Annotated in this window: 18 protein-coding genes; 8 read left to right on the top strand and 10 right to left on the bottom strand. The window is 36.8% G+C overall.

Annotation, left to right across the window (positions count from 1 at the left end; translation table 11 throughout):
* Positions 1–52: 52 nt before the first annotated feature.
* Positions 53–667 carry an OmpW family outer membrane protein gene (locus CKV78_RS01020; protein ID WP_005765384.1) on the bottom strand — a complete coding sequence of 205 codons (615 nt, stop codon included), beginning with the start codon at positions 665–667 and terminating at the stop codon, positions 53–55.
* A 287-nt stretch (positions 668–954) separates the two neighbouring features.
* On the opposite strand from CKV78_RS01020, the gene CKV78_RS01015 reads away from it, so the two are divergent.
* From CKV78_RS01015 to mtgA, 7 genes are all read left to right on the top strand, one after another.
* Positions 955–1,713 carry a hypothetical protein gene (locus tag CKV78_RS01015; RefSeq protein ID WP_005765383.1) on the top strand — a complete coding sequence of 253 codons (759 nt, stop codon included), beginning with the start codon at positions 955–957 and terminating at the stop codon, positions 1,711–1,713.
* Between the two features lie 6 nt (positions 1,714–1,719).
* Positions 1,720–2,274 carry a septation protein A gene (locus tag CKV78_RS01010; protein ID WP_005765382.1) on the top strand — a complete coding sequence of 185 codons (555 nt, stop codon included), beginning with the start codon at positions 1,720–1,722 and terminating at the stop codon, positions 2,272–2,274.
* A gap of 2 nt (positions 2,275–2,276) precedes the next feature.
* Positions 2,277–2,732, top strand: coding sequence for an acyl-CoA thioester hydrolase YciA (gene yciA / locus CKV78_RS01005; RefSeq protein WP_032855686.1), 456 nt, complete (start codon positions 2,277–2,279; stop codon positions 2,730–2,732).
* A 14-nt stretch (positions 2,733–2,746) separates the two neighbouring features.
* Entirely contained in the window at positions 2,747–3,043 is a 297-nt protein-coding gene (locus CKV78_RS01000) for a YciI family protein (protein WP_005765380.1), read from the top strand.
* A gap of 140 nt (positions 3,044–3,183) precedes the next feature.
* On the top strand, positions 3,184–5,343 hold the full coding sequence (locus CKV78_RS00995; RefSeq protein ID WP_005765379.1) for a transglycosylase SLT domain-containing protein: 2,160 nt from the start codon (positions 3,184–3,186) through the stop codon (positions 5,341–5,343).
* Positions 5,344–5,373: 30 nt separating this feature from the next.
* Positions 5,374–5,682 (top strand): trp operon repressor, encoded by a 309-nt coding sequence (trpR, locus tag CKV78_RS00990; RefSeq protein ID WP_005765378.1) that lies wholly within the window; start codon positions 5,374–5,376, stop codon positions 5,680–5,682.
* Positions 5,660–6,403, top strand: coding sequence for a monofunctional biosynthetic peptidoglycan transglycosylase (mtgA, locus tag CKV78_RS00985; protein WP_032855685.1), 744 nt, complete (start codon positions 5,660–5,662; stop codon positions 6,401–6,403). Before trpR ends, mtgA begins: the two co-directional genes overlap by 23 nt.
* 90 nt (positions 6,404–6,493) lie before the next feature.
* On the opposite strand, the gene fdx is transcribed toward mtgA, so the two are convergent.
* The 8 genes from fdx to trmJ form a co-directional block, all read right to left on the bottom strand.
* Positions 6,494–6,829 (bottom strand): ISC system 2Fe-2S type ferredoxin, encoded by a 336-nt coding sequence (fdx, locus tag CKV78_RS00980; RefSeq protein WP_005765376.1) that lies wholly within the window; start codon positions 6,827–6,829, stop codon positions 6,494–6,496.
* A 21-nt stretch (positions 6,830–6,850) separates the two neighbouring features.
* Positions 6,851–8,713 (bottom strand): Fe-S protein assembly chaperone HscA, encoded by a 1,863-nt coding sequence (gene hscA / locus CKV78_RS00975; RefSeq protein ID WP_005765375.1) that lies wholly within the window; start codon positions 8,711–8,713, stop codon positions 6,851–6,853.
* Between the two features lie 121 nt (positions 8,714–8,834).
* Complete coding sequence (gene hscB, locus CKV78_RS00970) at positions 8,835–9,356, bottom strand: Fe-S protein assembly co-chaperone HscB (RefSeq protein ID WP_005765374.1); 522 nt, start codon at positions 9,354–9,356, stop codon at positions 8,835–8,837.
* Between the two features lie 42 nt (positions 9,357–9,398).
* The gene (gene iscA, locus CKV78_RS00965) at positions 9,399–9,722 is read right to left on the bottom strand and encodes an iron-sulfur cluster assembly protein IscA (RefSeq protein ID WP_005765373.1); all 324 of its coding nucleotides are present in this window, start codon (positions 9,720–9,722) and stop codon (positions 9,399–9,401) included.
* 69 nt (positions 9,723–9,791) lie between these two features.
* Positions 9,792–10,178 (bottom strand): Fe-S cluster assembly scaffold IscU, encoded by a 387-nt coding sequence (gene iscU / locus CKV78_RS00960; RefSeq protein WP_005765372.1) that lies wholly within the window; start codon positions 10,176–10,178, stop codon positions 9,792–9,794.
* Positions 10,179–10,287: 109 nt separating this feature from the next.
* Complete coding sequence (locus tag CKV78_RS00955; protein WP_005765370.1) at positions 10,288–11,502, bottom strand: IscS subfamily cysteine desulfurase; 1,215 nt, start codon at positions 11,500–11,502, stop codon at positions 10,288–10,290.
* Positions 11,503–11,550: 48 nt separating this feature from the next.
* The gene (iscR, locus tag CKV78_RS00950) at positions 11,551–12,015 is read right to left on the bottom strand and encodes a Fe-S cluster assembly transcriptional regulator IscR (protein WP_005765369.1); all 465 of its coding nucleotides are present in this window, start codon (positions 12,013–12,015) and stop codon (positions 11,551–11,553) included.
* Between the two features lie 65 nt (positions 12,016–12,080).
* Positions 12,081–12,806: a tRNA (cytosine(32)/uridine(32)-2'-O)-methyltransferase TrmJ gene (gene trmJ / locus CKV78_RS00945; protein WP_005765367.1), complete on the bottom strand. Its 726-nt coding sequence runs from the start codon at positions 12,804–12,806 to the stop codon at positions 12,081–12,083.
* A 191-nt stretch (positions 12,807–12,997) separates the two neighbouring features.
* Here trmJ and suhB point away from each other — a divergent pair, with 191 nt between their 5' ends.
* A complete protein-coding gene (gene suhB / locus CKV78_RS00940) occupies positions 12,998–13,801 on the top strand; it encodes an inositol-1-monophosphatase (protein ID WP_005765366.1) in 804 nt (267 codons plus the stop codon).
* Positions 13,802–13,961: 160 nt separating this feature from the next.
* Here suhB and argE read toward each other — a convergent pair whose 3' ends face one another.
* Entirely contained in the window at positions 13,962–15,113 is a 1,152-nt protein-coding gene (gene argE, locus CKV78_RS00935; RefSeq protein ID WP_005765364.1) for an acetylornithine deacetylase, read from the bottom strand.
* Positions 15,114–15,389 lie beyond the last annotated feature (276 nt).

Below are 15,389 nucleotides of genomic sequence, written 5' to 3'. Positions count from 1 at the left end.
TTATTGAATAATAATTCCATTATTAGAGGAATAATGCTCTTAATAGGAAAGACTAAAAACGGTAGCCTAAACCAACAAAGACCACTGCTGGATCTAGTTTCACATTCACTTTATGCTCTTTGCCAGCAAGTTTAAAACTAGCTTTAGTTTTGATTTTTGCATACCAAACTGCAGTATTTAAATAAAGATTATCCGCAAGTTTAATATCAACACCGGCGTTAAAGACAGGTCCCCAAGAATCTTTTAATTTAAGATCACTTACACCAGCTAATACTTCTTTCTCACTAAAGAAATTCGTATAATTCACGCCTGCTCCTAAATATGGGCGAGCTTTCGCATCTTTATCTAAGAAATAATATTGAGCATAAAGGCTTGGTGGCAAATGTTTGGTTTTACCAACTAAAGTTTTACCTAGTGTAATTTCGTGACTAAATGGTGTAGCTGCTAATAGCTCAATACCCACATTATCTGTTGCCATATAAGTTGCAGTTAAACCTAATTGCGCATTTGAATTCACATCAAATTTGAACACATCGCTATTTGTTGATGCTTTTGGCACCACCATTACTGGACCACCACGAAGAATAAGTGAACCACCTTGATGAGCAAGTGCAGAACCTGCGACTAAAGCACTAATAACTCCTAATGCAAACATTGTTTTTTTCATTTCGTATCCCTCACCTTATAAAATTGAAGATTAAGCTGCATTGACCATATAAAAATTATGTCCCTTTAAGACTTTCTAGAATATACCACTTTCAAGATGCATATTTTCTGATCTTTATCAATTTTTTAAATTTTTGTTAAAATAAAATAAATTGATTACAAACAAATCCATTAAAAATAAGAAAAAACACCTAGTTTATTTAATATCAAAATCGAGGTTTATTATGAATTCTTAACCAAAAAGCTGTATAATGTGTAAATCTGTGTGTGTTTTATTTGGATATAAATATGGCAATAAATTTTACAAAAGTATTTCAAGACAGTTGGAATTTTGTTAGAAATACCCGACAGGTCACATTCACCTTTACACTATTCTTTTCTCTGAATCAGATTTGTATTAGTCTCTTTTCTTCTTTTATTCTACCGAATAGATCTAGTAGCCAAAACGCAGAGCAATTTGTTGAAACATTAACATTAAGCTCAGATAATATGTTATTGGTAAGTGCAATCCTTATGAGTGAAGCCATTTCATTTTTATTATCTCTTTGGTGCTTAACAACGATTCACCAAATTAGCAAAGGAACTCTTATTCAAAATTCACCACTTGCTTTTGCGATGAAACGTTTTTGGGGGGCATTGTTCATCAACATCTTAGTGCTTGCACCATTACTCCTAGGCTTATCTGATATTGCAGCTTCAGTATTGCTTCTCAAAGTACAACCTTCATTCTTCTCACTGATTGCTCTTTCTGTGGGAATTTATCTTTTCATTCGTTGCTGTTTAGCTTACTTATATTATTTACTTAACCCAGTCACTGTCAGACAAGCATTTCGAGACTCGTGGCTTGCAGGAACAGGGCGTGTTTCAATGCTTTTCTTATACTGCCTGATCATTTATTTCGCTCTACCAATGCTGATTAGACAACTATATTCTCTCAATTCGAACCTTATTTTTGAGCTCTGCGCTTCACTTATTTTTGCATTTGTCACAGTGTTCTCATTAGTGTTCACTTATCGTTTTTACACACTTTTTATGAATAAGGCATAGTGAGCTATGAAACAGTTATTAGAGTTTATCCCACTCATTTTATTCTTTGCAGTCTATAAACTAGTTGGTATTCGAGAAGCTGCAATCACATTGATTATTGCAACAATTATTCAGCTAATTATCTTAAAATTGAAGTACGGAAAAATCGAAAAACAGCCTCTCTTTATGGGAATCGCCGTTATTTTCTTTGGTACATTAACAGCATATTTTAATGAGTTAGAATTTTTGAAATGGAAAGTCACTATCGTCTATGCTCTTTTTGCCTTAATCTTGCTAGTGAGCCAATATATTTTCAAGAAAAACTTAATTAAATTAATGCTTGGAAAAGATGAAAGTTTGGTATTACCAGAGTATGTTTGGAATAAACTCAATCTTGGTTGGGCATTGTTCTTTATTGTATGTATGTTGGTGAATATCTATATCAGCCAATACCTATCTGATGATATTTGGGTTGATTTTAAAACTTTCGGCATTATTGGAATGACATTGATTGCAAGCCTCATCACCGGCATTTATATTTACCGTTATATTTCGCAATCTCCGAATGAAAACAAGGAATGATTATGTCAAGTTCTCTAGAAATGAATAAATTATGCTACGCTAAAGGCACACTGTTATTACGCACTCTTGCAATGCCATCTGACACAAATGCGAATGGTGATATTTTCGGTGGTTGGATCATGTCTCAAATGGATATGGGCGGTGCTATTCTTGCAAAAGAGATTGCTCACGGTCGTGTAGTTACTGTTGCTGTTGATAGTATGACGTTCATCAAGCCAATTTCTGTCGGAGATGTTGTTTGCTGCTATGGTCAATGCTTAAACGTAGGACGTTCTTCAATTAAAATTAAAGTCGAAGTTTGGGTAAAAAAAGTCGCAAGCGAGCCAATTGGCGAACGTTACTGTGTGACAGAAGCGATATTCACGTTCGTTGCAGTGGACAAAGAAGGGCGTCCACGTATTGTACCTAGAGAAAATAATCCTGAACTTGAGACAGCATTGGCTCATATCAACCAATAATTAAGGAGAAACTTATGTATTATGTTATTTTTGCGCAAGATAACCCAGGCACCCTCTCACAACGTTTAGCAGCTCGTGAAAAACATCTCGCTCGCTTAACACAATTACAAGCAGAAGATCGTTTATTAGTAGCAGGTCCAAACCCTGCGATTGATGATGAAAATCCTGGCGAAGCTGGTTTTACTGGTTCTACCGTCATTGCAAAATTTGCAAGCTTAGAAGAAGCAAAACAATGGGCAAGTCAAGACCCTTATGTAGAAGCTGGCGTTTATGGTAATGTAATTGTGAAACCATTTAAACGTGTTTTCTAAGCAACAAACAATGATTCAGTACCTAAAAGGCGAACTGAATTCGCCTTTTACTTTATTCGAACCCCACTTTCTAAGCACTTTACCTGAAAAGTGCGGTCTAAATTAAGTATATTTTATTTAAATTTGATATTGAGCACTTTATGAAACCATTTTTATTTGCGATAAGTTTATTTACAACAGCTTATGCTGTGCCAACACTAGCAGAGCAACCTGCACCAGTACCACCACCAAAAAAACAAATGGAAAAAGCGGCTGCCTATGTAGAACCCATTATAGAAGATCAACTCATGCCAACGGTGGTTACCAAAAAACAAACAGGGGATACTGTTGAACCACAAATATTGAAATTTAAAGATGAGATAACTACACAAGTAATACCTGATTTTCGCCCAAAACAACGTGAAATTTACAAAAAAATTCATCAATTACTTGCTCGTTCACAAAGTCCAAGCACACTTTATCTTGCACAGGAACTACTAAATCGGATTAGAGAATATCCACTTTATCCTTATGCTCAATATCAATTATTTAAAGCAAAAAAAGAAACACTCACCCTATCTGAAGTGCAAGGTTATTATAAACGCAATCCCAATATTCAGCTTGCTGAATCATTGAAAAAGCATTGGCTAGAACAGGCGCAAAAACAAAAAAACTGGCAAGAAATACTCACCAACCGTACTTTTTTAGAAACAGATACTGAATCACGTTGTATCTTTTTAGAGGCTGAAGCCAAAACATTGAAAAAAAATACCGCACTTTCTACACAGTGGAAAAATGCAATACAATCAATTTGGCTCACTGGGGATAATTTGCCAAGTGCTTGCGATATACCAATTTCCCTATGGCAAGCGGAAACACCACTCACAAATGATCTGATTAAACAACGTTCCTTACTAATTTTTGAAGGTAAGAATGTGCCGTTGCTTAATACTCTATATAAACAAGCAAAAGATCCTGAAGTTAAAACTTGGATTACGGAATTAACTCAATTACTAAAAAATCCAACTAATCTGACCGAATCTGAAAATATTTTCTATCCAACAAATAATGAAAGTGACGATAATAAAAAACGGGTTTACCTCTCGCTTTTCCCAAATTTTGTTAAAACAATCAAGGAAAGTGCTGTCGAAAATTCACAAGATCCGTTTTCCTTATATGCACAATGGGCAGAAATGCTCAAACTCACTGAGCAACAAAAGCAACAATGGCAAAAAGCCTTGGTAAGCCATTTATTTGATAGTGAAAACTCCCAAATTCAGCAATGGCGTGACAATATAGTTGTAATGTTGAAAGATGATGCATTAACAGAACGCCGTATTCGTACAGCAATTCGAGAGCAAACAGGATTACAAACTTGGCTAGATTTATTATCAACTGAGAAAAAAAATAAAGATGAATGGCAATATTGGCAGGCAAAAGTGCTACAAAAATCTTCAGAACAAAAAGCACAAGCCACACAAATATTACAAGCATTAAGCAAAAAACGAGGGTTCTATCCACTATTGGCTAGCGAAGAATTAAATCAGCCTTATCAACCTGAAATGCAAACATTCCAAGCTCGAGATTTAAATAAAGTTGCAGACAGATTTGCGAAAGAGCTTGAAGTCATTAATGAATTAAAATACTTCAATGAAACTCACAATATAAATATTGCGTGGAAAAATATTTTAGATAATGCTAGCTTTGAACAAAAACTCGCTTTGGCAGAATATGCCGAAAAACAAAGTTGGTTTGATCTCTCTGTTGAGGCAACCATTCAAGCCAAAGCTTGGGGCTATTTAGCATTACGATTACCAAATGCCTATAAGGACTGGTTTGATCTCCATTTAGATAGCAAAAATATCACTCGTACTTTTGCAATGGCAATTGCTCGTCAAGAAAGTGCTTGGAAAACACAAGCCGCTTCTCCTGCCAATGCAAGAGGATTAATGCAATTATTACCAACGACCGCCAAACAAACAGCAAATAAGCTGGCATTGCCTTACACCCATGAAAGCCAATTATTTGATCCTTTCGATAACATTATGTTAGGCACAACACATTTACAGGAACTATACGATCTTTATGGTAATAATCGAATTTTGATCGCAGCTGCCTATAATGCTGGGGCAAGCCGTGTCGATCGTTGGTTGGCAAAAGCGAATAGGAAATTAACAATGGCAGAGTTTGTTGCCTCTATTCCATTTTATGAGACCCGTGATTATGTAAAAAGCGTGTTAGCTTATGATGCTTATTACCAAATCTTACAAAAGCAGCAACAGCAAAATTTTAGCAAAGATGAATATAATCGCTTATACTAGTGCGATAGTATCAAATGAGAGGATAACATTATGTATTTAAGTCGCAATCTTGAACAATGGCATGCCTTCGTAGAAATGTTGAGAACTGCATTTAATGAAGGGAAGGAACAGGAAGTATTAACCTTATTATTAACGCCAGATGAGCGTGACTCAGTTGGACTACGCTTACAAATCGTAGCTCAGCTATTGGATAAAAATTTACCGCAACGTGAAATTCAGCAAAACTTAAATACCAGTGCGGCAACAATTACACGTGGCTCAAATATGATTAAAACAATGCCACCAGAATTTATGGATTGGATTAAATTAAAACTCGATGAGCAAAGTAAAAAAGGTTAAATTGCATTTTCCTTGTTTAGGCTTTTTACGTCAAAGTAAGCAATTTTTTTACTGCGTTTTTTCTTTCATCGTAATCACGTTAATCACTTTGACATTACTCTTTCGTTTTGTGCCCATCCCTTTTTCTTCTTATATGGCTCAACAAAAAGTGATCCATATTTTACAGAGGGATTTCAGCTACGACTTAAATTATCAATGGGTTAGCATTGATGATATTGCGTGGCAAATGCAACTTGCGGTTATTGCAAGTGAAGATCAGCGTTTTCCTTATCACGAAGGTTTTGATTGGAAAGCGATTAAGAATGCGTTGAAACACAATCAAAAAACACAGAAACGATTACACGGCGGATCAACTATAAGCCAACAAACAGCTAAAAATCTGTATTTATGGCACGGTCGTGATTGGATTAGAAAGGGTATAGAAGTCCCTGTTACCTTTATGCTAGAAACCCTCTGGGACAAAAAGCGTATCCTTGAGGTGTATCTCAATATTGCAGAATTTGGACCTGGCATTTTTGGCATAGAAGCAGCCAGTCGATATTATTTTAAAAAATCCGCAAAACAACTTTTACATTCAGAAGCTGCCCTCTTAGCTGCTATTTTACCCAATCCGATGTTATTTAAAGCAGATAGACCCTCTGCTTATGTAAGACAAAAACAGCAACATATTTTGCATCAAATGAGTTTGTTAGGGAGAGGTTATTTAAAACTGTTGGACTAAATAAAATCAGTAAAATGAAAAAGAAAAAATTGGGGTTATGTTTTGATGATTAAGAAAGTAAAAGGGCTCAACAAATGTTGAGCCCTTTTATTATTCCTCGCGTGCGTGGTTTAAACTATATTTTGGAATTTCAACGACCAAATCTTCTTTACCTACAATGCATTGACAGCTCAAACGGCTATCTACTTCTAAGCCCCAAGCTTTGTCTAGCATATCATCCTCTGTGTCTGTGCTCTCGTTTAAGCTATCAAAACCTTCACGAATAATCACGTGGCAAGTGGTACAAGCACAAGACTTATCACAAGCGTGCTCAATATCAATTCCTGCATCAAGTGCAGCATCTAATAAATTCTCACCTTCTGCCACATCTAAAGCTAAACCTTCTGGGCAAAGTTCTTCGTGAGGTAAAAATACGACTTTTGGCATTTTAATCCTATCTCTATCAGGTTATTTTCCGTTAGTAATTACTTCATCAATTCCTTTACCAGCTAAGGCTTTACGAATTGACTTATCCATTCTACGTGCTGCAAACTCTTGAGTCGCTAAATCAAGCTGCTTGATACCTTGCTTAATTTCTTGCGTATCCCCTTCTTTTTGCAAACGCTCTAAAGAAATAATTGCATTTTTAACCGCACTTAATTCTTCATCATTTAATAAATCTTGATCATAGCTCAATGCTGCACGCACGCTTTCAAGCACACGCTCCGCCTCAACACGTTGTTCTGCTAATAAACGTACTTGAATATCTTCTTTTGCATTCAACATCGATGCTTTTAACATATTGGCAATTTCATCATCAGTTAAACCATAAGATGGTTTTACTTGAATTGAGGATTGAACACCAGTTGATTTTTCCATTGCTGTTACACTTAACAAGCCATCTGCATCCACTTGATAAGTCACACGAATATGTGCAGCCCCTGCAGTCATTGCTGGAATACCACGTAAAGTAAAGCGTGCTAAAGAACGGCAATCACATACCATTTCACGCTCGCCTTGCACAACGTGCACAGACATAGCAGTTTGGCCATCTTTAAAGGTTGTAAATTCTTGCGCTCTCGCCACAGGAATCGTGGTGTTACGTGGGATAATTTTTTCGACCAAACCACCCATTGTTTCGATCCCCAAAGAAAGAGGAATCACATCAAGCAATAACATTTCAGAATCAGGTTTGTTACCGACTAAAATATCAGCTTGAATTCCAGCTCCCAATGCCACCACTTTATCTGGGTCAATTGAAGTTAATGGATCTTTTTGGAAGAATTCTGCCACTTGCTGACGTACAAATGGTACTCGAGTTGAACCTCCAACCATCACAACTTCACAAACTTCATCTACGCTAACATTTGCATCTTTTAATGCACGACGGCAAGCCAATAATGAACGTTTCACTAAGCCCTGAATTAATTGATTAAATGCTTCACGAGTAATTTTGCCTAACCAACCTTGATAAGCAATTTCAGCTTCTAAGTTATCTGTCAATGCAACTTTAATTTGTGTCGCTAATTCCGCTAATTGACGTTGTTGCTGTGCATTTTGTGGTGCAATGCCCGATTGACTTACAATCCAATCCATTAATTGATGGTCAAAATCATCACCACCAAGTGAGGTATCACCGCCTGTCGCTAAGACTTCAAAGACACCTTTTGATAAACGTAAAATCGAAATATCGAACGTGCCACCACCCAAATCGTAAACAGCAATCACACCTTCTTGTCCGCTATCTAAGCCATAAGCAATTGCCGCCGCCGTTGGCTCATTTAATAAACGTAAAACATTAATGCCCGCTAATTTTGCCGCATCTTTCGTACTTTGACGCTGTGCATCATCAAAGTATGCAGGCACGGTGATCACCGCGCCAGAAAGTTCACCCGCTAAACGTTGCTCAGCAAGTGCGGTCAATTTTTTCAAAATTTCTGCGGAGATCTCAACTGGGCTAAATAAACCTTTGTCAGTTTTAAGCAATGGAAGCCCGTTTTCACTGGCTTCGAATTCATAAGGTAAACTAGGGTAACGTTGTTGCACATCAGCTAAACTGCGTCCAATCAAACGCTTAACGGACACCACTGTATTGTGAGGATTTTGGCTAGCCAATTCAGCTGCTTCATAACCCACAATGACATTATCTTGGTTAAAATGCACGGCAGAGGGTACTAAAGCACGATCTTTTTCGTCTAATAAAATATCCACTTGACCACTGCGCACCGTAGCAATTAAAGAATTTGTGGTACCAAGATCAATCCCCACTGCAAGTTTATGTTGATGGGGCGCTGCGCTTTGACCTGGTTCTGCAATTTGGAGTAATGCCATTGTCTATCTCTTTTTAATCATATTATTTTTTAATTATAGCCTGTTTTCTTCTTTTTATTTAATTTCAGGGCAAATTAAAAGACTACACCTTGAACACATTAAATTGCAAATGATTTTTCGTTTAAAAATCAAATAATAATTCTTCTACACGCTCAACTTCGACCAAAAGTTTTTTGATAAAACGTAGCTTATCGTTAATGGCTTTGGCTTGTTGCCATTGGTTTGCTGAAAGTGCGCTAGATAATTCGTCCAAAAGTGTTTTCTTAGTTGCTTCAATGTCCGCTGTAAATTGCATCAATTGATCACTATCTTTAGTAGTATTCTCGATCTCTTCTAGCTGCTCACGCCATTGCATTTGTTGCATTAAAAATGCCATATCATTGGTGCTTTTTTCTTCGATATTTTGTTGTTCACCAGTATGAATAGCAATAATACTGTCCGCACGTAAAATAGGATCTTTTAGAATTTGTAATGCATCGTTCACTTCTGCTGAGCGTTGCATTGCTAGACGTTGCTCTTGTGCTGAGTGGGTTGTGAAATTATCTGGGTGTAATGATTTTTGTAGTGCCAGATAGCGAGTTGATAATGTTGCTTGATCTACTTGAAAATCAACGGGTAAATCAAAAATTTTAAATGGATTCATTTTTCACTCAACAATTTTAACAACAAAAAATTTAGCAACGAACTAAACGTGGAAACTTTCACCGCAACCACATTGATCTTTCACATTCGGATTATTAAATTTAAAACCTTCATTTAATCCTTCTTTCGCAAAATCCAATTCTGTGCCATCTAAATAGACAAGGCTTTTGGCATCAACAATAATCTTCACGCCATGTTGCTCAAACACTTGATCATCTGGATTTAACTCATCCACAAATTCAAGTACATAAGCTAAACCAGAGCAGCCTGATGTTTTGATACCTAAACGTAAACCAATGCCTTTACCACGATTGGTGAGGAATGTTCTGACACGATCTGCTGCTGCTTCAGTAAGAGAAATACCCATTTAAATTATTTACTCCATTCCATCTTATAATATGAAAGGGGCAAAACTGCCCCACTAATGATTAAGTTATTATTTTGTTTCTTTTTTTGCTTTATAATCTGCAATCGCTGCTTTAATCGCATCTTCAGCAAGAATTGAGCAGTGAACTTTCACTGGAGGTAATTCTAATTCTTCCGCAATTTGGCTATTTTTGATCGATTGTGCCTCATCTAATGATTTACCTTTTACCCATTCGGTAATTAATGAGCTTGATGCAATCGCTGAACCACAACCGTAAGTTTTGAATTTGGCATCTTCAATAATACCTTCTTCATTTACTTTAATTTGGAGTTGCATTACGTCACCACAAGCTGGTGCGCCCACCATACCTGTACCGACGTTTATATCCTTTTTATCTAAAGAACCAACATTACGTGGATTCTCATAGTGATCAATTACTTTATCGCTGTATGCCATTTTGTATTCCTTCCAGTTTAATAAAGTACGGCTACTATCTGAAAAATTTCAGAAAAATGACCGCACTTTTTGTTAAAAAAGTCTAAAATTAATTAGCTAATATTTTAAATTAATGATGTGTCCATTCGATAGTATTCAAATCAATCCCTTCTTTGAACATATCCCAGAGAGGAGAAAGCTCACGCAGTTTGTTTACTGCATTTTTCACTAATTCAATGGTGTAATCAATTTCTTCTTCAGTGGTATAACGGCCTAAAGTGAAACGGATAGAACTGTGTGCTAATTCATCATTTAAACCTAACGCTCGTAATACATAAGATGGTTCTAAACTTGCAGAAGTACAAGCAGAGCCTGAGGAAACTGCGATATCACGCAAAGACATCATTAATGATTCACCTTCAACGTAGTTGAAACTAATGTTTAAGTTACTGTCTAAACGGTGTTCCATTGAACCATTTACATAAGTTTCTTCAATATCTTTTAAGCCATTGTATAAACGATCACGCAATGCTTTTAAACGTGGCATTTCAGTTGCCATTTCTTCTTTACAAATACGATACGCCTCTCCCATACCAACAATTTGGTGAACAGGCAATGTACCTGAACGCATACCACGCTCGTGGCCACCGCCATGAATAATTGCTTCTAAACGTACGCGTGGTTTACGACTTACATATAATGCACCAATACCTTTTGGTCCGTAAAGTTTATGGCTAGACATAGACATTAAGTCCACTTTTAATTCAGCCAAGTTAATTGGTAATTTACCGACACTTTGCGTTGCATCAACGTGGAATAAAATTTTACGTTCACGGCATAACTCACCAATTGCTGCAATATCTTGAATTACACCGATTTCATTATTAACGTGCATAATTGACACTAAAATGGTGTCATCTCGCATTGTATTTTTTAATTCATCTAAATCAATCAAACCGTCTGCTTTCGGGCTTAAATAAGTTACTTCGAAACCTTCACGCTCAAGCTGACGGCAAGTATCTAATACTGCTTTGTGTTCAGTTTTACAAGTAATAATGTGTTTACCTTTGCTTTGGTAGAAATGCGCTGCACCTTTAATTGCAAGGTTATCTGATTCTGTTGCGCCAGAAGTAAATACAATTTCACGAGAATCTGCACCGATTAAATCTGCAATATGATTACGAGCAATATCTACTGCTTCTTCTGCTTGCCAACCGAATTTGTGTGAACGTGACGCTGGGTTACCAAAGTTGCCTTCAACAGTTAAGTATTCCATCATTTTTTTTGCAACGCGCTCATCAACTGGACAAGTCGCTGCATAATCAAGATAAATAGGTAATTTCATTTTTCTTCTCACTCCTAAAAAATTCTTTTAAATTGTACCGCACCTTGACTAATCATCTAAGATGATCAAATTGTCAAAATCACCGTGAAACTCAATGGTATTAAATTTTTGGTAGTGTTTATCTACCAATTCTGCCAAAGTGATTTCGTTTAAAAAATCTTCAATACGCTGGCTAAGTTCTTTCCATAGAGAGTGAGTTAAACATTCGATTCCCTCTTGGCAGTCACCACGACCGTGGCAGCGTGTAACATCAATATTTTCATTTACGGCATTAATTACCATACCAACGGAAATCTCATTTGTTGGTAAGCCCAATTGGTAGCCGCCACCAGGCCCACGTACGCTCTTTACTAATCCATATCGACGTAATTTGGCAAATAATTGCTCTAAATATGACAATGAAATATGCTGTCTTTCAGAAATATCAGACAAACTAACTGGGCCTCTTTTTGAATGTAATGCAATATCCAAAATCGCGGTTACTGCATAGCGTCCTTTCGAAGTTAATTTCATCTTACCTTTCCCATAATTATTCAAGTGGCGCGATCTTTACATATCATACTAATTTAGTCAACTATTCAACTAGACGATTTAATCCGCTTTTCCACCGCACTTAACATCCCTCGTAGGATATTTAATTCGTTTTTTTCAAGTTCCGCTCGCTGATATAAGCGTCTGAGTTTTTGCATAACTGATTGATTTTGAATAAATCCTAATTCTGTATAAAGGCGTTCTGTATGCTGAAAGAAATGCTCTATATCCGAAAAATTAGGATAGATTTTTCCTATCGTTGAAAGTGATAATGACATTTCTTTTACGGACAAAAAAGCCATACGTAATTCATAGCATACTAATTGAACTGCCATTGCAAGATTTAGCGAAGAATATTCAGGATTTGCAGGAATGGTTAAATGATAACGACACTTCAATAATTCCTCATTCGTCAACCCGATACGCTCACGCCCAAAAACAATGGCGACTTGTCCACTCTTTACAGCTTCAACAGCTTTCATTGCGCATTTACGTGGCTCAATCAAGGTATTTTGCAAATGACGTAATCGTGCGCTTGTACCTACTACTAATGAGCAATCAGCAACAGCCTTATCAAAGCTATCTACAATCACTGCCTGTTTCACGACATCTTCTGCCCCGGCAGATAAAGCAATAGCTTGCTCATCAATAGCTTGCCTTGGCGCGACTAAATATAAATGGCTTAACCCCATCGTTTTCATTGCACGGGCAGCAGAACCAATATTACCGCTGTGAGAGGTTTCAACGAGAACAATTCGAATATTGTCTAACATAACTTAAGGTCACTCGTTTAAAATGGAAGCTATTCTAACATAATGCCCATAATTTTTAGTCAACAATTTGTCATTTCTATGTGAAATTTTGTAATAAAATCCTAAAAGCGTTTTAAATTTCTCTCGCCATTTTTTTCTGAATTGCCTATAATGAGCGCCACTTTTATGTTCTTTAAAATCTGGTGGACACAATGAATCCAATGTTAAATATCGCTATTCGTGCGGCACGAAAAGCGGGCAATGTTATTGCTAAAGGTTACGAACGCCGTGATGATATTCAAACTACGTTAAAAAGCAAAAATGATTATGTAACGAATATTGATAAAGCCTCTGAAGAAGCAATTATTGAGGTAATCCGTAAATCTTATCCTGATCATACAATTATCACTGAAGAAAGTGGCGCATTAGAAGGTAAAGATAGCGATGTTCAATGGGTAATTGATCCACTAGATGGCACAACAAACTTTGTAAAAGGTTTACCTCATTTTGCAGTATCAATTGCAATCCGTGTAAAAGGCCGCACTGAAGTGGGTGTGGTTTATGATCCTATCCGTAATGAATTATTCACTGCTGTACGTGGCGAAGGCGCAAAAATCAATGAAATGCGTTTACGTGTAGATAACAAGCGTGAATTAACTGGCACTGTATTAGCAACAGGTTTTCCATTCAAGCAAACTCGCTTAATGCCAACTCAATTTGCGATGATGAATACGTTAATCGAAGAATGCGCAGATTTCCGTCGTACTGGTTCTGCCGCATTAGACTTATGTTATGTTGCAGCAGGTCGTGTAGATGGTTATTTTGAAATGGGCATCAAAGCTTGGGACGTTGCTGCGGGCGATTTAATCGTGCGTGAAGCTGGTGGTTTAGTTTGTGATTTCAATGCAGGTCACACTTACTTAACGAATGGTCATATTGTTGCCGCGCCACCACGTATCGTGAAAGAAATTTTAAATAGAATTCAACCTTGTTTAGTTGATGAATTGAAAAAATAAGGTTGAAGAAAACTTTCTCAAAAACAACCGCACTTTGACTTCTATAATAGCAAAAGCATAGCTGCATAAAGTTGTGTTGAGAACTAAAATTTAACGGTTTTAAAACGTGATAAAAACGATTTTAAAACCGTTTTTTTATTGTCTTTTTATAGACAAAAGATTAATGAGTAGCGCAAAAATGCCAAATCATTTTGCTCAATAATTCACGAGTTGGATTAATAAACTCTGCTGACAAAAATTCATCTGGTTGATGTGCCTGATCGATTGATCCCGGTCCTAAAACCAATGTTGGGCAAATTTGCTGAATGAACGGCGCTTCAGTGCAATAATTCACAACTTCACATTGCTCACCTAATAATTGTTCTACCACTTGCACCACTTGTGCAGAATGTTCACACTCATAACCTGGGATAGGCTCGTGCAATGCGGTTAAAGAAATACGATCACCCCATTTTTCAAACATCGGTGCTAATTTTTCTTGTAACATTTCATTTAGATCCTCTAAGCGTAAATTCGGCAACGGTCTAATATCGAAATGTAATTCACAACAAGCACAAATACGGTTTACTGCATCACCACCAGAAATTGCACCAAAATTCATTGTTGGGTATGGAATTTCAAATGCAGAATGATGATATTTTTCACGCAATTCATTGCGCATTTGCATCAAATAACCTGTTGCTTCATGCATTAGTTCAATAGCATTAATCCCTTTACTAGGATCGCTTGAATGTCCACTTTTGCCCATAATTCTTAACGCTTCACCAATATGGCCTTTATGCGCACGAATCGGTTTAAGTGAGGTCGGCTCACCAATGATGGCACAATCAGGTCGAATATGGGTATGTTGAATGAAGGTTCTCGCACCAAGCATTGTCGTTTCTTCATCTGCAGTAGCTAAAATGCGTAATGGCTTAGTGAGTTTCGACAAATCTAATTGGCTAACTGCATCCACAACAAAGGCAAAAAATCCCTTCATATCTGCAGTACCTAAACCATAAAGCTTACCGTCTTTCTCTGTGAGTTTAAAAGGATCAAATGTCCAACGCCCTTCATCAAAAGGGACTGTATCCGTATGACCAGCAAGCAATAGTCCCCCCTCACCTTCACCGTAAGTTGCCAATAAATTAAATTTATGACGACTACCTTCAACAGCAATAATGTCCGTTTTAAAACCTAGTGAATTTAACCAGCTTGCCAATAATTCGATTAATTTTTGATTAGATTGGTCTTCGATTGAAACAATACTACTGATGGTCGGCATCGCAATAAGCTGAGAATACATCTCAAGAAACGGTGGTATTTTTTTCATAATCAATTGCTTATTTTTTGTTTACTTTCTAGTTGACTGTTATATATTCAAAATCATTTCTAGGAAATACATACCTATGACAAAATTAAAATACACATTTATATTTTAGTTCTTTTATTAGAACTCACTCTCTCTACATTTTCTATGGCTAGGTCCTCGTTATGAGATAAATAAAGCGAATTTATTTGTCCAAGATTACAACACCTATCGAAATGCGCCAATAAATCCATCAGATCAAGAGGCTCTCCTCATTACGCCATCACACGTAGCTCATAT

It is taken from the genome of Pasteurella dagmatis (genome assembly GCF_900186835.1).
Classification (GTDB): Bacteria; Pseudomonadota; Gammaproteobacteria; order Enterobacterales; family Pasteurellaceae; genus Pasteurella; species Pasteurella dagmatis.
This window is presented reverse-complemented; position numbering and strand designations above follow the sequence as displayed.